Annotated in this window: 15 protein-coding genes; all 15 read left to right on the top strand. The window is 37.2% G+C overall.

Annotated elements, in window-relative coordinates; all coding sequences use genetic code 11:
• The first annotated feature begins 40 nt into the window (after positions 1-40).
• The 15 genes from FW780_RS06710 to FW780_RS06645 all read left to right on the top strand — a co-directional run bounded on the left by FW780_RS06710 (position 41) and on the right by FW780_RS06645 (position 22,892).
• Positions 41-1,759 (top strand): phage tail sheath family protein, encoded by a 1,719-nt coding sequence (locus FW780_RS06710; RefSeq protein ID WP_149832783.1) that lies wholly within the window; start codon positions 41-43, stop codon positions 1,757-1,759.
• An 87-nt stretch (positions 1,760-1,846) separates the two neighbouring features.
• The gene (locus FW780_RS06705) at positions 1,847-3,571 is read left to right on the top strand and encodes a phage tail sheath family protein (RefSeq protein WP_149832782.1); all 1,725 of its coding nucleotides are present in this window, start codon (positions 1,847-1,849) and stop codon (positions 3,569-3,571) included.
• Between the two features lie 36 nt (positions 3,572-3,607).
• Complete coding sequence (locus tag FW780_RS06700) at positions 3,608-4,039, top strand: phage tail protein (RefSeq protein WP_047378138.1); 432 nt, start codon at positions 3,608-3,610, stop codon at positions 4,037-4,039.
• 23 nt (positions 4,040-4,062) lie between these two features.
• Positions 4,063-5,436: a phage tail sheath family protein gene (locus tag FW780_RS06695; RefSeq protein ID WP_149832781.1), complete on the top strand. Its 1,374-nt coding sequence runs from the start codon at positions 4,063-4,065 to the stop codon at positions 5,434-5,436.
• A 36-nt stretch (positions 5,437-5,472) separates the two neighbouring features.
• Positions 5,473-5,904: a phage tail protein gene (locus FW780_RS06690; RefSeq protein WP_047378138.1), complete on the top strand. Its 432-nt coding sequence runs from the start codon at positions 5,473-5,475 to the stop codon at positions 5,902-5,904.
• A gap of 2 nt (positions 5,905-5,906) precedes the next feature.
• A complete protein-coding gene (locus FW780_RS06685; protein WP_047378137.1) occupies positions 5,907-6,374 on the top strand; it encodes a phage tail protein in 468 nt (155 codons plus the stop codon).
• A gap of 202 nt (positions 6,375-6,576) precedes the next feature.
• Positions 6,577-6,738, top strand: coding sequence for a DUF5908 family protein (locus FW780_RS22345; protein ID WP_167510654.1), 162 nt, complete (start codon positions 6,577-6,579; stop codon positions 6,736-6,738).
• Positions 6,738-7,457: a CIS tube protein gene (locus FW780_RS06680; RefSeq protein WP_149832780.1), complete on the top strand. Its 720-nt coding sequence runs from the start codon at positions 6,738-6,740 to the stop codon at positions 7,455-7,457. The genes FW780_RS22345 and FW780_RS06680 overlap by 1 nt, the downstream gene beginning before the upstream one ends.
• A gap of 1 nt (position 7,458) precedes the next feature.
• The gene (gene vgrG, locus FW780_RS06675; RefSeq protein WP_149832779.1) at positions 7,459-9,204 is read left to right on the top strand and encodes a type VI secretion system tip protein VgrG; all 1,746 of its coding nucleotides are present in this window, start codon (positions 7,459-7,461) and stop codon (positions 9,202-9,204) included.
• Positions 9,205-9,209: 5 nt separating this feature from the next.
• Entirely contained in the window at positions 9,210-9,500 is a 291-nt protein-coding gene (locus tag FW780_RS06670; protein ID WP_194304315.1) for a PAAR domain-containing protein, read from the top strand.
• Positions 9,501-9,643: 143 nt separating this feature from the next.
• Positions 9,644-10,054, top strand: coding sequence for a GPW/gp25 family protein (locus FW780_RS06665; RefSeq protein ID WP_149832777.1), 411 nt, complete (start codon positions 9,644-9,646; stop codon positions 10,052-10,054).
• Positions 10,055-10,143: 89 nt separating this feature from the next.
• Entirely contained in the window at positions 10,144-13,194 is a 3,051-nt protein-coding gene (locus tag FW780_RS06660; RefSeq protein WP_149832776.1) for a baseplate J/gp47 family protein, read from the top strand.
• 24 nt (positions 13,195-13,218) lie between these two features.
• Positions 13,219-16,029: a hypothetical protein gene (locus FW780_RS06655; protein ID WP_149832775.1), complete on the top strand. Its 2,811-nt coding sequence runs from the start codon at positions 13,219-13,221 to the stop codon at positions 16,027-16,029.
• A complete protein-coding gene (locus FW780_RS06650; protein ID WP_149832774.1) occupies positions 16,029-19,151 on the top strand; it encodes a PKD domain-containing protein in 3,123 nt (1,040 codons plus the stop codon). Before FW780_RS06655 ends, FW780_RS06650 begins: the two co-directional genes overlap by 1 nt.
• A gap of 81 nt (positions 19,152-19,232) precedes the next feature.
• On the top strand, positions 19,233-22,892 hold the full coding sequence (locus tag FW780_RS06645; protein WP_149832773.1) for a PKD domain-containing protein: 3,660 nt from the start codon (positions 19,233-19,235) through the stop codon (positions 22,890-22,892).
• Positions 22,893-23,022: the final 130 nt, after the last annotated feature.

Below are 23,022 nucleotides of genomic sequence, written 5' to 3'. Positions count from 1 at the left end.
AGCAAAAACTAAAAACTAATAACCCTTTAAATTTTTAAACATGTTAAATTCAGCAACACCAGGTGTTTCTGTTGAAGAAATTACAAAACTTCCGTACTCAGTTGCCTACATAGATACAGCTATGCCAGCGTTTATTGGGTATACCGAACTACTCCCTGCCGGGTATAATGACCCTTTCAGAATCAGTTCTCTTTTAGAATATGAACAATATTTTGGAAAAGCAAAAAAAGAAAATATCCAGCTAAAAGATGTTGAAGGCCAGGGAACAACTATTATAGTACCTCAAGTACAATTTTTAATGTATTATTCACTGCAAATGTATTTTGCAAATGGCGGTGGGCCGTGTTATATCATTTCTGTAGGGGATTATACATCAGGAGAAGTACAACTATCCTCACTGGAAACAGGGCTCAGTAAGATTGATCATAAAAATGTTAAAGAACCGATTCTTATTATTTTCCCCGATGCTGTTTCATTAACCAATGAATCTGAGTTTTATGATATCTATAATCAGGCAATTGATAAAGCTAAAGATGATAAGAAAAGCAGGTTTGTTATCTTAGATACCTATTACGGAAATTCTGTTACGAAATCAAACAATCTTACCACTATTGAAGCTTTTAGAAGTAATATAGACCCCACTAATTATGCGGCAGCTTACTTCCCTCACTTAAAAACCATTTTGAATTATACTTTTGATGAGACTAAAACTCCTATAACTCATGCTGGTTTACAAAAAGCGGGACAAGGAAGTTCTCTTTTTTATGCGGGTGAGATCGCTGCTTTAGATGAATTAAAAAGGTTGGCAAGTGCCGAAATTTCAACCGGGTCTGCTGATGCTTACGTCCTTGCTGATTTATTAGATCAGGCCATTGCAATAGCGGAAGAAATAAATGAAACAGCTGATGCTGGTGATAAAAAGAATGCTTTAACAGAAGTAATTGATGAGGCAAAAGTTGTTTTGGAAGCCATATATGACGGAATAATTGACGATTTTATGATTCCCGATGGTTTCGACGAAAATGCACCTGTCTTCAGTGGAGAGTTTGAGGCATTAAAAACTGCCATTCTTGAGGTAAAAGACGAAAAAGGAGATGCAGACGGGATAACACTTAAAAATTTAGAATCATCTAATTCCGCATTATACAATCAGGTAAAAAAAGAAATACAGTCGTTAAAAGTTGTTTTACCGCCATCATCAGCAATTGCAGGAGCATACGGTAGAGTAGACAGTACAAGAGGAGTGTGGAAAGCTCCGGCAAATGTTAATATTAGCCATGTCATTACTCCTACAGAAAAAATTTCTGACAATGAACAGGCTGCTTTAAATATAGATGATTTCGGAAAATCAATCAATGCAATCAGAACTTTTACAGGCAAAGGAACCTTAATTTGGGGAGCAAGAACTCTTGAGGGGAAGGATAAAAATGATGAAGGGAAAGATAACGAATGGAAGTATATACATGTACGTCGCTATTATAATATGCTCAGACAGGCGATAAAAGAAGCACTTGACAAGTTTATTAATGAACCTAATATTCCCTACACATGGTTACGGGCAAAAACAATGTTAGAAAATTTTCTTCACGAGCAGTGGATGGAAGGTGCATTAGCAGGCAGTACCCCGAAGGAAGCTTACGAAGTAACAGTTAAGGGAGTTGATGGGACTACTACAATGAATGTAGACCTTAAAATAGCATTGGTACGTCCGGCAGAGTTTATTCTACTTAAATTCTCGCACACACTGCAACAATTCTAAACAATAAAATCAATATATCAGTCACGAATAAATATCCGAAGTTTTTACTTCGAGGAATAATTAATATTAACGTAAAATTTTTTTAAAATGAATTACAAAACCCCTGGAGTTTACGTGGAGGAACAAGGAAAATTTCCACCTTCCGTAGCGCAAGTTGAAACGGCTATCCCTGCTTTTATTGGGTATACAGCGGATGGACCGAAAAATAAACCAACGAGAATTGCTTCGATGTTGGAGTATGAACAGCTTTTTGGAAAAGCAAACCCGGAAACCTTTGCTGTAGCTTTCAAAGATGGTGTTGCAACAGCAATACAGCCTAAAGTAAGCGATTATAAAATGTACTACGCTATGCAAATGTATTTTGCGAATGGAGGAGGAGCTTGCTATATTGTTTCGGTAGGAGGTTACAATGATGAGGTAACTGCTGGAACTTCTACAACAGTAGCCGGAACTTTATTATACGGTCTTGAATTACTAAAAAAAGAAGACGAGCCTACTCTTATCGTTTTCCCGGATCTTCAAGGTTTGGTTGCCACTGCTGCTGAAGTTATTGCTGCAGATGATGCCTTGCAAGTGACTATGGATAACAGGAATATAGCTGTTGCTGCTGAAGCTGCTGCTAAAGCTGTTTCAAACGCGGTTGACGGTGCTAATGTAGCTGCTGCTATAGCCGCTGCTGTTGCTATTGCTGATGATTATGAAGTTACTAATCCTGGAAACCTTAGCGAAATTGCTGCTGTTAAGGCTGCTCAAGATGTTGTAGATGCTGCTAAAGTTGCTGCTGCCGTTGCAAATTCTACTGTTGCTACCGTTAAGGCTGCTGCTAAAGTTGTAGCAGATGCTTATAATGAAGATCTTACAACTACTAATCTTATTTCTGCTTTTGCTTCTCAAAATGCCGATAATGTTTCTGATGCCAACATAGATTCTTTTATTACTGAGGCCTATTCTCTATATAATAGCGCTTTGGATCAGGCAGAATCTATGAAAGACAGATTCGTTATCATGGATGTTCTTGGAAATGATACCATTTTTAGAAAAGAAGTAAATGCTAAAGGTTTAAAGTATGGAGCCGCTTATCATCCAAAATTAAAAACGGTTTTGAGCTATGATTTTAATGAAGCTAATGTTTTGATTACGGGCGCAGCTGGTATTAAAAATTTAGCAGAACTGAAATTAAAAAATTCAGAATTATATAACCAGGCTAAAAAAGCAATTGCATCAAAATCAGTAGTATTGGGTCCATCATCAGCAATGGCGGGAGTTTATGCCAAAGTAGACAGTACTTCCGGAGTTTGGAAATCACCGGCTAATGTTGGACTTAGCTTAGTAGAAGCACCGTCAGTAAAAATCTCCAATAAAGAACAAGATCTGCTTAACGTAGATGCGGTAGCAGGAAAATCCATCAATGTAATCAGAACTTTTACAGGAAAAGGAAACCTGGTTTGGGGTGCAAGAACGCTGGATGGAAACAGCAACGAATGGAGATACATTTCTGTACGTCGTTTCTTCAATATGGTAGAAGAATCTGTGAAGAAAGCTACAGAACGTTTCGTTTTTGAACCGAATACTGCCAATACATGGACTCGTGTACAGGCAATGATTGAAAATTATCTTGATCAGCAGTGGAGAGATGGTGCTTTAGCAGGAAGCAAGCCGGAAGAAGCTTATTATGTAAGCGTTGGTTTAGACAAAACAATGTCGGCTCAGGATATTCTGGAAGGAAGAATGAACATCGAAGTTGGGATGGCTGCAGTACGTCCGGCAGAATTTATTGTGCTGAATTTTTCACACAAATTACAGGAAGCATAAAATCAATTAAATAACAATTAAAATTAAAAATAAATTATGAGTACATATCCATTAGTAAAGTTTGCCTTTGAAGTAGATTGGGGCGGAACAAAAGTAGGTTTTCAGGAAGTAAGCGGTTTAAATGTTGAAGCAGCTTTAATTGAATACAGACACGGTGCAAGCCCAGATTTTAGTAAGATTAAAATGCCTGGAATGAAAAGTTTCAGTAACATTACTTTAAAGAGAGGAACTTTCAAAACTGATAACGAATATTTCGACTGGTTCCAAAGTATTCAGCTAAGTACGGTAGAGCGCAGATCTATTACGATTTCTCTTTTAGATGAAACAGGAGCGCCTGCAGTAACATGGAAAGTGAAAAATGCATTCCCTCTTAAATTACAATCAACAGATCTGAAAGCTGAAGGAAATGAAGTGGCAATCGAAACCTTAGAAATTGCACACGAAGGATTAACTATTGAAAATAACTAATATTAACTTTAAAATTTTAAAAAATGAATTACAAAACACCTGGAGTTTACGTAGAGGAAACTGCAAAATTCCCACCATCTGTAGCGCAAGTAGAAACGGCTATCCCTGCTTTTATCGGTCATACAGATAAAGGACCAAGAAATGAACCTACAAGAATCTCTTCTATGTTGGAATACGAAACAATTTTTGGAGGAGCAAAAGATGAAAAAACGGCAATCTCTGTTAAGATCGAAGATACAACTGTTACTGCAACTATCGATAACAGCAAAGTAAGCCCTTACAAAATGTATTATGCTATGCAAATGTATTTTGCTAATGGTGGCGGACCATGTTATATTGTTTCAGTAGCTGACTATGAACACACTCCTGTATTAGGAACTGAAACGTTTGTTGGCGGTTTATGGTTCGGATTGAAATCACTAGAAAAAGAAGATGAGCCTACACTTATCGTTTTCCCGGATGCTGAAGTTTTAGGAGCAGATGCTTACAAATTATACAATAAAGCTTTGGATCAGGCAGAAGATTTGAAAGACAGATTCGTTATTATGGATGTTTTTGAAAATGCTGCTGCTTTTAGAGCCGGAGTAGATGCTACAGGATTAAAATATGGAGCAGCCTATTATCCAAAATTGGAGACCGTTTTAAGCTATAGCTTTGATGATAAAGATGTTAAAATCGAGAGCTATAAAGAATTAAATGACTTAGGAGTTCTTGTAGATGTTGCAATGCCTCAAAATGGAAATACTTTAGCATGGTTGAAATCAAAAAGTTCAGCATTGTATAATCAGGCTAAAAAAGAAATTGAAGCTAAAAGACTGGTATTAGCTCCATCTTCATCAATTGCCGGAATTTATGCTAAAGTAGACAGTACTTCCGGAGTATGGAAAGCACCTGCCAACTTAGCAATCAGCAATGTATTGGCACCTGTTGTAAAAATTTCTAACGAAGTGCAGGATGGTCTTAACGTAGATGCGGTAGCAGGAAAATCCATCAACGCCATCAGAACTTTTACAGGAAAAGGAACATTAGTTTGGGGAGCTAGAACATTAGACGGAAACAGTAACGAATGGAGATATGTACCAGTACGTCGTTTCTTCAATATGGTAGAAGAATCTGTAAAGAAAGCTACAGAACGTTTCGTTTTTGAACCGAATACTGCCAATACATGGGTTCGTGTACAGGCTATGATCGAGAATTTCCTTGATCAGCAGTGGAGAGACGGTGCTTTAGCAGGAAGCAAGCCGGAAGAAGCTTATTATGTAAGCGTTGGTTTACACAAAACAATGTCTGCTCAGGATATTCTGGAAGGAAGAATGATCATTGAAATTGGGATGGCTGCAGTACGTCCGGCAGAATTTATTGTGCTACGTTTTTCACACAAATTACAGGAAGCATAAAAAATAAACTAAATAACAAATAAAAATAAATACATTATGAGTACATATCCATTAGTAAAGTTTGCCTTTGAAGTAGATTGGGGCGGAACAAAAGTAGGTTTCCAGGAAGTAAGCGGTTTAAATGTTGAAGCAGCTTTAATTGAATACAGACACGGTGCAAGCCCTGATTTTAGTAAGATTAAAATGCCTGGAATGAAAAGTTTCAGCAACATTACTTTAAAGAGAGGAACTTTTAAAACTGATAACGAATATTTCGACTGGTTCCAGAGTATTCAGCTAAGTACAGTAGAGCGCAGATCTATTACAATCTCTCTTTTAGATGAAACAGGAGCACCTGCAGTAACGTGGAAAGTGAAAAATGCATTCCCTCTTAAATTACAATCAACAGACTTAAAAGCTGAAGGTAATGAGGTGGCTATTGAAACGCTGGAAATTGCACACGAAGGACTAACTATTGAAAATAACTAATCATGGCAGTTTTATATCCTCCAACCAGTTTCTCTTTTATTGTTAATGGGATTTCAACAACAGAGGGTATTGACTCCAGATTTCAATCTATATCTGGTTTATCAACAGAAATTGGAACTGAAGAATATGCCGAAGGAGGCGAAAACAGGTTTACACACCAGCTTCCTTTGAGACCCAAATATCCTAATCTTGTTCTTAAGCGTGGGTTAATCGTAAGTTCCGGATTGATAAGCTGGTGTAGAAATGCGATGGAAAACTTCCAGTTTGAACCCAGAGACCTGATCATTTCTCTTTCAGGAGGAATTCAGTCTACAGCACCCTTAATGGTTTGGAATGTAGTTGGAGCATACCCCGTAAGATGGGAAGTGTCAGAATTCAACGCAGAAGAAAGCAAACTTGCTATTGAAACAATAGAACTGAAATATAGATATTTCACAATACCCTCATCGTTAGCAAGCTTAGGCTTGTAATTTCTAAATCAAATCTAAGCACCTGAACGTGTGTTAGTTTAAAGATAACTTTTACCCAAATCTTTTTTCATAAAAAACAACAGATTGGTCTATAACAGAGACTGAACACACCCTTCATGTGCTTAGATTTTTAAAAATAAATATGTTAAATCATTGGTTATTAGTGTTTTGAATATTAATGATCGATTAAAAAACAAACGAAATGCCAATAGAAATAAAAGAGCTTCACATTAAAATAAATGTGGACGAAAAAGCAGCAGCAACCACAACTGCCGCATCGGTAGATGAAACATTGCTCATGCGTGCGATCAGTGAAAGTGTAGAGCAGGCAGCAAAGATAGAACAACGTAAAAAAGAAAGATAATGAGAGGAGCAATTCAAAAACTGACAATTGGAACCTATAAAGATTCTGATTATGAAAAAAGAATTCAGAATGGTGCTTTTAAGGCTTTTATCAATCCTACAGGATATTCTGTAACATATAAAACGGAACTTGAACCCGGCTCAGTGCCAGGAACTGCTAAAACCGATTTAAAATATGTAGCATCACCTTCAACGGATTTACAATTAGAATTTCTATTTGATGGTACAGGAGTTACAGAAGCGAATTCCGGGATTAAACTTATCAATAAAATTAAAGGGAAAGCTTTTAAAAAGACATCTGTAAAAGATCAGGTTGATGCTTTTTATAAGGCTACAGGCCAGGTTTCAGGTCCTATACACAAACCTTATAACGTAATTCTGAATTGGGGAGACTTTGAATTTAAAGGAGTACTGGCAGAATTTACTGTAGAATATAAGTTGTTTGACAATGAAGGACAGCCTTTGAGAGCGATAGGAAAAGCAAAGTTCAGCGAATCTATTAGCCCTAAGCTGGAAGCTGCACAGAAAAAAAATGAGTCACCAGACGTTACCCACAAAAGAACAATACAAGCCGGAGATACACTGCCATTAATGACCGAAAGTATCTACGGAGATTCCAAATATTATCTGGAGGTAGCTAAAATAAACAATCTTATCAACTTCAGACAATTAAAACCAGGACAGGAATTATTCTTTCCGCCATTAGAAAAAGTTTCATAATATGAATAATAGCGGATACATACAAACAGCAAAAAATCCAGATTTAGTCACCTATAAGGTAATGTCTGGAGGAACAGAATTGCCGGGCAAGTACGGGGTAAAAAACATTGTCGTGGAAAAAGAATTCAACAGAATTCCTTATGCCCGCATTGTTATTTTAGACGGAAGTATACCGGAGCAGGATTTCAAGCTTAGTAATGAAGATCTGTTAATTCCCGGAAAAGAAATTGAGATTACCGCTGGATACCATTCCGAAGAGGAAACCATTTTTAAAGGAGTTGTTGTAAAGCACAACATAAAAATCAGAAACGGTTCTTCTTACCTCATTGTAGAATGCAGAGATAAGGCTGTAAAAATGACTCTAGGAAGAAAAAGTAAGTATTTCTATGAAAGCACAGACAGCGATGTCATGGAAGAACTTATTAGTAATAACGGGCTTACTGCCGATGTTGAAGCTACTTCAAATTCACATAAGGAATTGGTGCAGTATCAGGTTTCTGATTGGGATTTTATGCTTACCAGAGCACAGGCAAACGGTAAACTTTGTTTCGTTGAAGATGGAACCATCAAAATCGGTAAACCTGATTTTAGCGGTGATACAGTAGAAACAGTGGTTTACGGATCATCCGTACATGAATTTGACGGCGAAATTGATGCCAGAGACCAGTTCAGCAAAATTACAGCTAAAACATGGAGCTATACGGATCAGGAAATGACGGAAGTTGAAGCTCAGGATCCTGCCATTAACCTCAACGGAAATCTTTCATCAGGTGATTTAGCAGAGGTCTTCGGAATTGAAGATCTGCAGCTTAAACATGGTGGGAATCTTACTCAGGGAGAACTGCAGGAATGGAGCGATGCCAAAGCAACCTTCCAGCAATTAGCCAAAACAAGAGGAAGAGTGCAATTTCAGGGAATCCCATCTGTGATACCAGGAGTTTCATTAACACTGCAAGGCGTAGGAAACAGATTCAACGGGAAAATATACGTAACCGGTGTCCGTCATGAAATCGCTGAAGGAAACTGGCTGGTAGACGCTCAATTCGGGCTTTCTCCAACATGGTTCTCAGAAACCTATGATGTAAGTGAAAAGCCAGGTTCAGGAATTATGCCTGCCATAAGCGGATTGCATGTAGGGGTAGTATCACAACTGGAATCAGATCCGGACGGAGAAGACAGAATTTTAGTGCAGATCCCTATCATTAATAACGAGGAAGAAGGAATCTGGGCACGTATTGCCACCCTTGATGCAGGGGAGAACAGAGGATCATTCTTCAGACCGGAAATCGGAGATGAGGTTATCATCGGATTTGTTAATGACGATCCCAATGATGCCGTAGTACTTGGAATGCTGAACAGCAGCGCAAAACCAGCTCCTATTGTAGCATCTGATGATAATCACGAAAAGGGCTTTGTTACCCGAAGCGAAATGAAAATGATTTTTAATGACGACAAAATTTCATACACACTGGAAACCCCGAAAGGTAAAAAAGTGATTGTAGACGAAGATGCTGATGTTATTAAAATAGAAGATGAGCATTCTAATATTCTTACACTTAATAAAGATGGTATCAGTATAGAAAGCGGAAAAGACATCAAGATCAAAGCAAAAGGTGACATTAAAATGGAAGGAACCAATATCAGTGTAAAAGCAAGTGCGCAGTTCAAAGCAGAAGGCAGTTCCGGTTCAGAGCTTAAATCAGGAGCAGTAACAGTAGTAAAAGGATCTCAAGTTAAAATTAATTAATAATCATGAAACCCGCAGCAAGAATTACAGATATGCATACCTGTCCTATGGTAACGGGAAATGTTCCCCACGTAGGAGGTCCTATCATTCCGGCAGGAGAGCCCACGGTACTTATCGGTGGAATGCCTGCAGCAAGACAGGGAGACAAAGCAGTATGTACAGGTCCGCCAGACACCATTGCGTCAGGATCCTCAAGTGTTTTAATAGGCGGAAAACCTGCAGCAAGAATGGGCGATTCTACCGCTCATGGAGGAGTGATAACCGCAGGTGAAGCCACTGTTTTAATAGGCGGATGAGATTAAAGGAAGCTTTTAAGCTGTCCAATACATTAGGATCTGACCAAAAGTAAAAATGTAAAACATCAATAACAAGCGGTTAGAATAACCAAAACTCTATGCTACAGATGCAGGATGTGAACATTAAATATAACAAATAACGTATGAAAATAAATACAGATTTTTTAGGAACAGGCTGGAGTTTTCCGCCTGAGTTTAACGAGACTGAAGGAAAACTGGCAATGACCACAGATGTAGAAGACATCAATAACAGCCTTAAGATTTTATTGTCAACACGCCCCGGTGAACGTGTAATGTTCCCAAACTACGGGTGTGACTTGCAGGAAATGCTCTTTAAACCTCTGGACTTAACGCTGGTTACCCAAATGAAAGGAATCATTGAGCGTGCTATTTTATATCATGAACCCAGAATAAATATCCTAAGTATTGAAATTGATACTCAGGAAGAAATTCAAGGAGAAGTTTTGATACAAGTTGACTACGAAGTAAGAAATACTAATACAAGAAGCAATATGGTTTTTCCTTTTTACAAAGGAGAAGCTACCGAAATATAATGAATTACGGGATGTCTGTAGCCATTTTGAATACTACCAAACACTACAATAAGTATTGCATCTGACCATAGAAAGATAAATATAAACAAATGAAAAAAACAGATACATTTTCACATTATCGTGAAGGAAAATCACAAATGCAGCGCTTTTTAGCAGAACTAGATCCTGGGAATCTTGAGTTACACGATTTCGATTTGTTTGACTGGCTATTATTCGCAAACAATTTTGCTCAACGTGTAAACTATTTTGACAAAGATGATAATACAACACCAAAAGGAAACTGGGGAAACTTCTTCCTGGGTGATGATGCCAATGCGATCCCGCGTAGAGAAAGCGTTGAGTATAAAAGTATGAAAAAACAGGTTACAGATCTTATGTCCCAGTTTGAACAGGATAGCAGCCTGACTCCTCATCTCACATTATTTGTCTGCTTTTTAAAATTATTAGATTTCTCAAAAAAAGCCTTCAATAATCTTACTAAAAGGCACTTGGATTTCTACTACAACGAAATTCTTCAAATTGAGAAAAATGATGCCAAATCAGACAAAGTGTATGTGATTTTTGAACTCGCCAAAAAAGCGATTCAGGAAAAAATTCCGGCCGGTACATTACTGGATGGAGATAAAGATGCTGATGGAAAAAAACGAATCTACAAAACAGGTAATGAACTTGTTGCCAACCAGGCAAAAGTAGTAGAAATTAAAAGTTTCTTAAATGATGTTGAAAACAGAGAACTAAAAATGGCTCCGGTGGCCAACTCTGCTGACGGATTGGGTGATAAATTGCCGGAAGACGGTAATTATTGGTGGCCGTTTGGATATAATTCCGATGAAACCAACTCAAATAAATCTATTTATAAAGAACTTCCGAAAGCCAAACTTGGCTTTTCAATTGCCTCCTCACTATTTGATTTAAAAGAAGGAGACCGTACTATCACCCTTAAGATTGATTTTAATAAAAATTCAACCCAAAAATTACAAAGTCTTTCAAAAACAGATATTAAAAATAATATCAAAGTGCTTTGCAGCGGAGAGAAAGAATGGTTGTCAGGTGCCATTTTAACATGTATTAAAAATGAAGAAGAAAGATTAGAGCTTTCTATTACATTACCTAAAGATTTCCCGGCAGTTGTAAAATACAACAAAGAAGTGCTGGCAGAAACATTTCAAACCAGCTTTCCTGTTGTAAGATTGATGATTGAAGGAGAAAAATACTATGATATGTATGAAGCTCTTTCAGAAAAACAAATAAAAAACATAGAAATAGGAGTTGATGTAAAAGGAGTAAAATCTATTCAGATAGAAAATGACAACGGGGCATTGAATTCAGAAAAGCCTTACTATCCTTTCACCGCACAACCCATTAAAGGATCCAATTTTTTTATCAAATGTCCTGAGATGTTTTCCAAAAAATGGCAGAATGCAGACATTACGATCAACTGGAAAAATGCTCCGGATTCTATAAAAGATTTATACAGCGGATATGTCATTCAGCCTAATCAAAATATAAGTTTAACCGATTTTGAGGGTTTAAAAAATTCTTCAATCGTAGGTTCTGATGGTTATTTTAAAGCTGATGTCGCCTTACTGGATAAAGAAATATGGTATGAAAAAGCCAATGATATTGATGTATTCACGAAAGTAAGAGATGCTTATAAAATCCAGTTTTCTGTAAATAATGCAAGTAATGAAGCAGGAACAAGTGAGACGATCAGGTTAACCCTTAATCAGTCCTCTCTTCAGGATGTATATCCTAAACTGTATACTCTGGCATTATCAAGTAATCCGACTTTTAAAAAGCTTATTCCCAACGAGCCGTATATTCCTTTTGCTGAAGATATTGAGCTGAATTACAGCGCAAAAGAAAATGCGTACTCATATTTAGAAAAAGAATCGGCCGGTGAAGCTTCAAAAAATAAAGAAGTACAGCTGTTTCATGAAGATGTGTTCGGACAATACGAAAAAGAAGTCGAAACCAACAGCATTGTGCCTGTACATCAGAATGGAGGTGAATTATACATCGGTCTGGAAGCAATGCCTCAGACAACAGTTTCACTGTTAATCCAAATGCTGGAGGGAAGTGAGAATCCTTTAGCAGATCCTTTCCTTGAAAAAGAATTCATAGAATGGCATATTCTTTCAAACAATACCTGGATGAGTTTGTCGAATTATATGTTGCAGAACGACACGAGAAAGTTCCTGGAATCGGGGATTTTCAAATTTAAAGTGCCTAAAGATGTTGATAAAAGCCATACGAGGTTTACCGACGGACTTGTCTGGATCAGAGCGAAATCACAAAGAAGCTATGATGCCGTATGTAAAATTCAGGGAATCTACACTCAGGCTGTTTTAGCAACATTCCAGAATCAGGACAATAATCTGTCTCATCTCAATAACGGATTGGAAGCAAAAACCATTGCTAAGCTTATCTCCAGAGTTCCTCAGGTAAAATCAGTTAGCCAGCCTTATAACTCGTTTGATGGGAAATACAAAGAAACAGATACAGAGTTTTACAGACGTGTGAGTGAAAGATTAAGACATAAGCACAGAGCTATTACACAATGGGATTACGAACATTTGGTATTACAGGAATTCCCGGAAGTTTTTAAGGTGAAATGTTTAAATCACACTTCCGAAAATTCCTATATGGCTCCGGGTCATGTAACCCTTATGGTGGTTCCGAATATTAAAAATAAAAATGCTTTTGATGTCTATCAGCCCAGAGTAAGCAGAGCCTCTTTGAATAAAATTCAGAATTATGTAAATGAGTTAAATACAATGCATGTGAAAGCTCAGGTGATTAATCCCAACTATAAAGAAGCAAAAGTAGAAACAAAGGTCAAATTCTTTGAGCAGTATGACGAAACATTTTATACCAAGCAGCTGGACGAAGATATTAAAAAATACATATCGCCTTGGGCTTTTACAGACTCTGAAAATATTGATTTTAATGTAGAGCTGAATGTGAATCAGTTGGTTAACTATTTGGAGCAGCTGTATTATGTAGACTACATTGATGATATTAAAATATTGGTGAACAATGTCCCGCAAAGGCAATCTTTAATTGAAGTAGATCCAAAATCAATTCTGGTATCTGCCAAACAGCACAATGTCACTATTACAGAACAGGTATGTATTTAATAATAAATAAGAAGAAACATAATCATGTCAGAAAATAAACATATTAGTATATCAAAAAATATAGAAACCGGGGATCAGACAGATTTTCATTTTCTACGCAAAACAGGGATTGAATACATCGAGAAGCTAGGAGGAAAACTCTGGACCGATTATAATTCTCATGATCCCGGTATTACCACTCTGGAAGTGTTAAGCTATGCCATAACGGATCTTGGGATGAGGATGAACCTGAACATGGAAGATATCTTAGCATCCGATGATGTAAAAAATGACATTCATACCCAGTTTTTAAAGGCTGAAGAAATTTTACCATCAAGACCTTTAAACGAACTGGACTACAGAAAGTTGTTTATAGATATTAACATGACGGGAAGCCATAAAAGACCAATCCGTAACTGTTGGCTGGTTCCTAAAAATGAAAAATTATACGTTGATTGCAAAACCGGGGATTTAGACTTTAAACCTATCGGAGAAAAAACACAAAGCTTTGACGTAAAAGGGCTGTATGACCTTTATGTAGATTATACTGAAGATATTGATGAGGATGGTATCGGATGTGATAAATCTAATGTTAATATTAAAATATTAGACAGTTACCACGCCAATAGAGGACTTTGTGAAGATCTGGCGGAAATTAAAGAAGTAGAAATTCAGAAAGTTGCAGTGTGCGCCCGTCTTGGGCTTGCCAGTAAAGCAGATGAAGAACTGGTGCATGCTAAGGTCATCAGAGCGATCAATAATTACCTGTCTCCTGAGGTTCATTTTTATTCACTGAAACAAATGCTTGATAAAGGTCTTACTACAGATCAGATCTTTGAGGGACCACTTTTGGAAAACGGATTTATTGATACTGAAGAGCTTAAAAACAGCCAGCTGAGAAGAGAAGTTCGCCTTTCCGATATCATCAGTGAAATCATGAAAATTGAAGGGGTGAAAGAAATTCATGACGTTTCTATTGCCGGGTGTGATAACATCATCAAACAAAATAACGATTGGCTGATCTGTATTGAAAAGGGCAGAAAACCGGAACTGTGCGAACTGAGTTCATTCAGTTACAGTAAAGGATCTCTTCCGTTAAATATCAACGATAAGAAAGTTCAGGATTACTTAGAAACTCTTAAAAGAGAAGAAGAAGTACTGAGAGAGGATGCAAGACAGAATAAAGAATTGGCTTTACCAAAAGGAACTTCATATGATATTGCAAACTATGCTACGATTCTGAATGAATTTCCGGATACCTATGGAGTAGGAGAATCAGGAATTATAGGAAATCAATCCCCTGAGAGAGAAGCCCTGGCCAAACAAATGAAAGGGTATTTGCTGTTTTTTGATCAAATTCTTGCCGGCTATTTCAAACACCTTGAAAAAGTAAAAGAAGTATTAAGCATTAATGGTAAGTTAAAAAGAACCTTTTTTACACAGGCTCTTAAGAATATTAAAGGTTTTGATGAACTGGTTTCTAAATCTAAATATAATACTGAGAATGATGATCTGCTTACAGATTCGTTATATGAAGAGCTGGATAACAGCGTGGAACGTCGAAATGAAGTGTTGGATCATCTGATCTCCCGTTTTGCTGAAACATTCAGTGATTATACCTTCTTAATGAAATCATTATATGGGAAATCTACCGATGAAATTGTCTTAAGTAACAAAGAAAACTTCTTAAAAGAGTACCCGTCATTAAGTAAAGACAGAGGATTAGGCTACAATTACACGTTAATCGGAGATTCAGACCTTTGGAATACCAGTAATATTTCCGGTGTTCAGAAAAGAATAGCCCGTTTGTTGGGAATTAAAAATTACAAACAGAGAAACTTATCTCAGTCGCCGGTAACGATCATTGAAACAATAGATAATGCTGGCAAAAAGACATATACCTGGAAAATAAAAGATGCTGATAACAACATTGTTTTATCATCAGTAAACAGTTATACAACGGAATATATTGCTACCAAAAATATGAATGATGCGATTTATCAAAGCATTCAGATTGATGAGGAAGACCTTGAAAATGCATTAAAAAAACCAATCGAGCATAATCAGTTAATTGGAAATATAATCATTCGTTTTTCACTGGGAGGCAATTACTATTTTGAGATTGTAGATGATCCCGTAAAGAAAAATGTAATTGCTACTCACAAAAAGACAAATCCTTATTCAAATCTGGAAGATTTGATCACAGGAATTAGAACTACAGTGAAGTATTTCAAATATGAATTTACAGAAGAGGGTATTTTTCTGATTGAGCATTTGTTATTAAAGCCAACCACTAAAGATTATAAACTCATGGGCGGTATTGGCTGTATGTCTATCGGAGGTACCTTCAAAATCATGTATGATCTGGAAGAAGAAAATCCTACAACAGACCCGATAGAATATTCGGAAGCCTTTATGTCTTCTTGTGAAGAAGATTGTGAAGCAGATGTGTTTGACCCTTATTCTTACAGAGTAAGTGTTGTCCTTCCGGGGTTTGCTTATCGTTTTCAGGACCCTGATTTCAGGCGCTATGCAGAAACCGTTATCAGACAGGAAATTCCGGCTCATATTTTAGCGAAAATCTGCTGGGTAGGAGATCGTTTAAGTGAAAAACAAACGGCTCAGAATGATTTGGCTGAATTTGAAGTAGCCTTTAAAAAATATCTTTCAGATAAGGCAAGAAACAATATTGTGAATCTTGGAAACAGCATTACGGATTTATTGACCGCTCTTAGCCATTTGAACAATATTTACAGACCGGGAAGACTCCTGGATTGTGATGCAAATGATAATGACAGTCTGGACGGAAAAATCATATTAGGACAATCGAACTTATCAAAAAAAATTGAAAAATAATGAATACCAAATTAGACAATGTAACAACCCAATATAGAAAGTTTAACGACAATCAGGCGTTAACAGAGGGGCAATTAAACGAATTTATAGATTATTTTGAAGATCAGGACAGACTTTCAAGAACCCGTTTGAGTGGTGTGGGGATAGTGTGTGGTTTTCAATCGGAATATGTAGAACTTGAACTTACACCTACCTTAGTAGAAAAAACAGCCAGACCCGGAGATCTTGAAGAGATTCCTTTTGATACAATTGCAATTACACAGGGAGCCGGGGTAACTACGGATGGAGACTTAATAACACTGCGTCAGGCGGGAAGCAAGAACTCAGAGGTCACCATTGATTTCCAGGCTAAAAATTACAGATACTATAGAAATTATATTGATGTCGTAGGATATGAGCATTTTCGTATCGGAGGACAGCAGATTCCTCTTTTAGAATTGTTTACAACGCAAGAGTATACAAAGTTAGTGAGGGAAGGAGCTAATGCAGGAGATTTTAAACAGGTAATGGATATTCGTGGTTCATTAAATGATAAAATTGTAATCCTTTATTTAGAAAGCTATTCCAACGATGAAAATCCATGTCAGGATGCTGATTGTGATAATAACGGAGCAGAGCAGGTGTCTAATCTTAAAGTGCTTCTGGCAGATTCAGCATCTGTTTCAGAGCTTATTGCCAGGGGAGATGCAAAAGATACAATCTATAAACAGCATGATGTTTATGAAAAGCTTTTTGACAGTTTACCCAATATTGAAGCCAAAAGAGTGATTCTGGATACGCTTGTTAAAACAGCACCGCAGCTAAAAACAAAATTTAAAGGAGCCATCAGTACTGTTGCAGAATTAAGTGAAGGCTTTACTTCTATCGCAGGAACTTTTAATATAAATATGAATCTGGGAGGTCAGACATTATTTGACAAATTAAATCCTTTACTGTCAAGCACTTCTCCAGTCTTGGAAGATTATCAATACCGATATGATTTACTAAAGGATTTGATGGATACCTACAATGAAATAAAAAGCTTGATCCTGCATCTGAATGTTGAATGCTGTCCGGATATTGCTTCATTCCCTAAACACCTTCTGTTAGGACATGTTGGAGCAAAACAGGAATTAGGAGAGTATACTCCTTTACGTCACGGTTTTTATAATTCACCGGTTACCACAAGTGATGATGAGAATTATGAAAGAGTCATCATGCTTGCCAATCGTTTTGTGCAGAAAGTTAATGGATTTCAATCCTATATCGGACGTATTAAAATCACGCCTTCCAATCTGAATGTAAGATTGGGTAATAAAGCAATACCGTATTACTATAATGTAGATAAATCTTTATTGGCTCAATGGAACTTTGAAAAAGCAAAAACCGATAGAGCTGCTTACAATCTAAGCTATCATACGGCCAATTTAGCAGGAGAAGACTTTATTCAGAATCCGCTGAATTATAACATTGACAATAATGACTTCTATAGAATTGAAGGTCACATAGGAATGCCTTATAAAACAGCATTGCAAAACATCAATGATCTTAAAACACAATACGGATTAGCCTTTGATGTCATTGCATTGGTTTTGGATAAAGGTGAAAAACCTGGCAGCGAGCCGCCAATCAGAGAGAAAACGGTATCTATAGAAGAACTTAGAAAGCAATTGGTATCCATTTCCACGGATGTCAGCAACAGGACAGTTAATTCACAAAATACCTTACTGAACATCTCCAAACTGGATGAACAGTTAAGATTACTGAACAAGGCTGAATTCTCAAAAGAAGAATCACCTGAAGGAATTACCGTTGTAAAACAAGATCCTAAAAAAGACGTTGTCAGCGAACTTTTAAGCGAATTCGTAGAGCGAAAACCGGGTCTTGAACATATGGGCGGTGTAGAACCGGGTGGAACCTTTGCTTTGATTTATAATTCTGAATCTGATAATCAGGTTCTTGCAGATTTCTCATTACCTTACTTGTGCTGCTCTAAAAAAGACCCTGTATTCTTAGTATTGCCGGCCAACAAGCTATGCCAAAGAGATAATCCGGTTACGCTTACACTCGTTCCGTTAGACGCTCAGGTAAAAGCATTTGTAAATGGTACTCAGATTCCTGCAGTTACACAATCCGGAGGACAGAAATTATTTGATCCAAGTTTGGTTAGCCCAACTTATTTTGGGCAGACAATCACATTTACCGTTAATGATGAACCTGTAGAATCTACAATGGTAGTGTATGCAGAACCTGTTATTAATGTTTCTGTCGGAGAAGTTGTTTACGGAGAAGATATTAATGATCCAAAAGCAACAGTTACGTTTAATATTAGCGGTCACCAGCCAGGATATACTTATAACTGGAACTTTGGTGATAATTCATCAGGCAGCCAGGTGCCGGATGGTAATGGTACGGTCACTCATGTATACTCATTAGGAGTAGCAGGACAGGAAGACGTTTTCAGACCTGTTTTAACAGTTAAAAATCAGAATGGATGTAGTACAACATATACTATTACTCCTATTACATTAAAACTGGTTATTAACAAAAATACAAGAATATATATTTATTTCGATTCTTCAGGTTCTATGAACTCAACTTTAAGACCTTTGGAAACGATGAAAGAAACCTTACTTAAAAACAGATTGTTGCCATTATATGGAAATGATTCTGTAGCATACGATGAGAAAGTACAGGTAGTCTCCAGAGGTTCAGAAAGAACATTCGACTTCCTGAATATGGAAGGTGGACCGGCAGCGGTAGGTAATGTAATTGTTATGGTCTTCCAGGATGAAGCAGACTCTATCTATCATAGCTATCAGTCTATTACTCCTAGAACAAATGGTTTCTCAAATGATATTCAGGCTTTAAAAACCAGAATTGCAAACAATTTTGGTACAAATAATCCTAATTATTACCGAGGAATAGTGTTCCAGGTAGATGGAGATGCCAGATTCCAGGAGCTTATGAAGGCAGTAGAAAATGGTTCTAATGCGTCTTATCCTTCGCAGTTCAACCTTCAATCCGAAGTGGCAGCAGGAAAAGTAAAATTCAAATATAATGTTCCTGATGGAGATACTCCTGAAAACTACTTGAGTAAAGTTGTTGGTGCGCTTCAAGAGCTGGGTTATAACATTCCTTAATAATAACAATAACTTCTTAGGCAGTGTTCTGCCTGAGAAGTTATTACACCAGCTTAATAAAATCATAAAAAATGAATTACAATGAAGAATCAATTAAGTAATATATCAGTTCAATATCGAAAATTCAGTAAAGGACAGTATATAGAAGATCCGGATCAGTTCAATGAGTTTCTGGATTTTTTTGAAGATCAGGACCGTTTGTCCAGAGTACTGCTGCAGGGAGTAGGTATTGTATGCGGTCTCAAACCAAAACTTATTTATAAAAACAGGCTGCTGAACAGCATACAGCTTTCACAGGGAGTAGCAGTTACAACTGACGGAGATTTACTCACCCTGAATAATACCAGCAAGACGAGTGAAGACTTGTACATGAGTGATCTGAAAACCGTGGATCTGGAAAATAAAAGCTTTACCCACTTTAAAGTATATGATAATTTTAAAGTAAAATACCCGGCCTTTTACGAAGGAAACAATCAGATTGAACTATGGGAACTGGCTGCGGCTCATGAAGCTAAGCCTGATTTTCAACCCATTAATAACCTTACAAATTTAGAAGATAAATACCTGTTGCTGTATTTGGAGGATTATGAAAAAGAAGTTAAACCTTGTAGAGGAGTTGACTGTGATAATCATGGAATACAGCAAATCAGAAACCTTAAAGTATTGGTTACTACAGCAAGTGGTATCACGCATATTCTTGGAGAAGAAGGTTTTTCTCTGCCTGATCCCGTAACAGGTGCTGTTAAACCTAAAAGACAAGATCGTCTTCAGCCTCATCCTTTGTTTATAGAAGATATCATGGAGCCTGTAAAACAAAATCGTATTATTTTAGAACGGTTTGTTTCAAAAAACAAGGTGGAAGTCTCTGATTTAAAAAAGATGTATATCAAGGCGATAGATAAAGCTGATTATGGGAAGGGTATTTTTGAAAAAATCACGGCAATCGCTAAAATTTTAAGAATTCCAAGTGCCAGCTATGAATCTTTCAAGGCATCACTAGACAGAGTTATTAATCAGGAAACAGGGTTTCAGTATACTTATGATGTGATAAAGGATTTGATGGATACCTATTCTGAAATTATAGAATTACTTCCTAAAGCATTTACTAACTGTTTTCCCGATTTTGCCTCTTTTCCTAAACACATCATGCTGGGGAAAATAATATCAGATGTTCAGTTGGATTTCTCAAGACATCAGTTTTATAATTCACCTGCTTTAGACGATGAGAAAACGACCCAAAGAGTTAAAACCTTAATTAAGCGTTTTAATCAACAAGTAGGAAATTTTGATCCGGATAATATTATTAAAAATAAAGTACAGGTTAAAATTACCCCGTCGCAAAAATTAAATCCTCTGAGCAATAAGGCGGTTCCTTTTTACTACCAGGCTACAGAAGAGTTTTTAAAAACATGGAATTTTGATAAGACAAGCAATCGGTCATCTGGAAATAATTTGACATTTGATACAGAATGGGTATCGGTAGGTCTGTTTGAAAAAGAAAAACCTTTAAATCTCAATATCGATAACTATTCGTTTTATAATATAGAAGGCCATCAGGGGATGGATCACCGAATTGCTTTTGAACAGATAAAAGAAATCAGGGACAAGCAGCAGCTGGGATTTGACGTTATGCTTTTGTCTTTAGAAGAACTGGTAGGCAATAAAGATCTGTCAAAAGCTTATTTCAATGAATATATAGAAAAGAACTCAGGGTTAGAACACAAACGAGGCGTTGAAAGAAGAGGTACTTTTATAATGGTTTATGATTCCATAAAAAATCCAAAAGTTATCGCAGACTTTTCACTTCCATATATCTGTTGTACACCAAAAGCAATTGTTAAATTAAGTTTGCCGACTGCTGTTATTTGTGCTGAAGCCAATCCTATACCTTTTACGGTATTCCCTTTGAATGGAGTTGTAGAAGCTAGTGTTGGTGGTGGAGTTAAACAATCCGGCAACGGACAGTATGTCTTTGATCCGAAGTTAGTAGCTAAAGAGTTCCACGGTCAGGAAATTACATTTACGGTGAACGGGAAACCTACAAACTGCAGTATCAAAGTTATTTCACAGCCAGAAATAAATATAGTGGTTAGCGATGTCTTCTATCCGGAAGGTGAGTCTATCATAACCGTGGTAAACTTTAAAGTTTCAGGACCAGACTTTGCAGACTACACTTATGATTGGGATTTCCTGGATAATGGACATTTCATTAACAAGCAACCGGATGAATACGGAAATGTAAGCTACGAATTCTATAATCTGGATCCTAAAAATATTCCATTGATAAAAGTGAATGTGAGCGGTCACGGATGTACTCAGGACATTATTATAAGAGGTTGGTACGATGCTCCGGTTCGATTGAGCTTGCCAGCAAGTGTTATTTGTTCTGCAGCCGATCCTTTACCTTTTGACGTATTCCCTGAGAATGGAGTTGTGGCAGCCAGTACTGGCGCTGAAGCTAGTGTTATATCCAACGGTGGGAGCTATTCCTTTGCTCCGAATTTAGTGAATCCTACGTTGTATGGTCAGGAAATTACCTTTACTGTAAACGGACAATCTACGAACTGTAAGATCAAGGTTATTCCGCCGCCTAAAGTTGATTTTGCTTATACTGTTAATTACCCAAGTGGTGGTTCAACAGAAACAACAATAAACATTGAAGTTTCAGGACCGTACTTTGCAGAATATAATTACAGCTGGGATTTCCTGGGTCAGGGACAGTTTACCGCACAAAATCCGGTAAATGGTAAGATCAGTTACAAATACACCAATCTGGATTTGAAAAATATTCCTGTGATAGGGGTGAAAGTAACAGGTGGAGGATGTAATCAAAGTACAGCAATAAGAGATTGGTATGATATTCCGGTTCGTGTAAGTTTAGCAACAGATATTCTTTGTTCTGTAGCCGACGCTATACCTTTTATTGATCTATTCCCTGCGAATGGGGTTGTAAAAGCCAGTCCTGGTGCTGAGTCTAGTGTTGTTGGATCCGGAAATGGGAACTATTCCTTTGCTCCGAATTTAGTAAACCCTGCCTTATATGGTCAATATATTACATTTACTGTAAACGATAAAGCAACTAACTGCCGTATTAAGGTTATTCCACCGCCTAAAGTGAACGTTAATTATACGGTTGATTATCCGGCTAACGGTTCAACAGAAACAACAATAAACATTGAAGTTTCCGGACCTTACTTTACAGAATATACTTACGGTTGGGATTTTCTGGGTACTGGGAATTTTACTACCCAGCCTCTTGTAAATGGTAAGATCAGTTACAAATACACCAATATTAATCCAAATAATATTCCGGTGATAGGAGTGGAAGTGACTGGTGGCGGATGTTATCAAAGGTTGTCCATAAGAGATTGGTACAGACCTACATCTGTTGTAATAAACAATATCGACTTCTCAGAAGGAGTACAGTGCTGTGAAGGTGTTAAGCCTGTTGTTACGGCTGTAGCAGAAACTGGTTTTAAATTCCATCAGCGTGACCTTTCTTTTATATTAAAAGGAACAGGTTCATTAAATGGAGAGCCTGATGATAGTGATCCTGCAAAACTTATTTATTCATGGATTCAGACAAGCGGGCCAGCGGGAGCGGTACTTATAGATGCTGATACACGAGCTTTGACAGTTACCAATTTGAATTATGGACCCTATGTATTCCGATTTATGGTTTTTGATCCTGACAGTGATGCGTTTGATTTTAAGGATGTGAGTGCTGTTGTACAAGAATAATCACAATCCTGTATCTGCACATGCATGAAGATGAACTTAGGGACAGATTCTGTGTATGATACTGTAAAAGGGGGTGATATGGTAATTCTATGAGTTCAAATCATCCCCTTACATATTAATGAAAAACATA

Source organism: Chryseobacterium sediminis, assembly GCF_008386505.1.
GTDB lineage: Bacteria > Bacteroidota > Bacteroidia > Flavobacteriales > Weeksellaceae > Chryseobacterium > Chryseobacterium sediminis.
Note: the sequence above shows the minus strand (reverse complement) of the source record. Positions and strands in the feature narration are given on the sequence as shown.

Coding starts and splice junctions, on each gene's coding strand:
- FW780_RS06710 (WP_149832783.1), top strand. CDS start 41: ATGTTAAATTCAGCAACACCAGGTGTTTCTGTTGAAGAAATTACAAAA.
- FW780_RS06705 (WP_149832782.1), top strand. CDS start 1,847: ATGAATTACAAAACCCCTGGAGTTTACGTGGAGGAACAAGGAAAATTT.
- FW780_RS06700 (WP_047378138.1), top strand. CDS start 3,608: ATGAGTACATATCCATTAGTAAAGTTTGCCTTTGAAGTAGATTGGGGC.
- FW780_RS06695 (WP_149832781.1), top strand. CDS start 4,063: ATGAATTACAAAACACCTGGAGTTTACGTAGAGGAAACTGCAAAATTC.
- FW780_RS06690 (WP_047378138.1), top strand. CDS start 5,473: ATGAGTACATATCCATTAGTAAAGTTTGCCTTTGAAGTAGATTGGGGC.
- FW780_RS06685 (WP_047378137.1), top strand. CDS start 5,907: ATGGCAGTTTTATATCCTCCAACCAGTTTCTCTTTTATTGTTAATGGG.
- FW780_RS22345 (WP_167510654.1), top strand. CDS start 6,577: ATGCCAATAGAAATAAAAGAGCTTCACATTAAAATAAATGTGGACGAA.
- FW780_RS06680 (WP_149832780.1), top strand. CDS start 6,738: ATGAGAGGAGCAATTCAAAAACTGACAATTGGAACCTATAAAGATTCT.
- vgrG (WP_149832779.1), top strand. CDS start 7,459: ATGAATAATAGCGGATACATACAAACAGCAAAAAATCCAGATTTAGTC.
- FW780_RS06670 (WP_194304315.1), top strand. CDS start 9,210: ATGAAACCCGCAGCAAGAATTACAGATATGCATACCTGTCCTATGGTA.
- FW780_RS06665 (WP_149832777.1), top strand. CDS start 9,644: ATGAAAATAAATACAGATTTTTTAGGAACAGGCTGGAGTTTTCCGCCT.
- FW780_RS06660 (WP_149832776.1), top strand. CDS start 10,144: ATGAAAAAAACAGATACATTTTCACATTATCGTGAAGGAAAATCACAA.
- FW780_RS06655 (WP_149832775.1), top strand. CDS start 13,219: ATGTCAGAAAATAAACATATTAGTATATCAAAAAATATAGAAACCGGG.
- FW780_RS06650 (WP_149832774.1), top strand. CDS start 16,029: ATGAATACCAAATTAGACAATGTAACAACCCAATATAGAAAGTTTAAC.
- FW780_RS06645 (WP_149832773.1), top strand. CDS start 19,233: ATGAAGAATCAATTAAGTAATATATCAGTTCAATATCGAAAATTCAGT.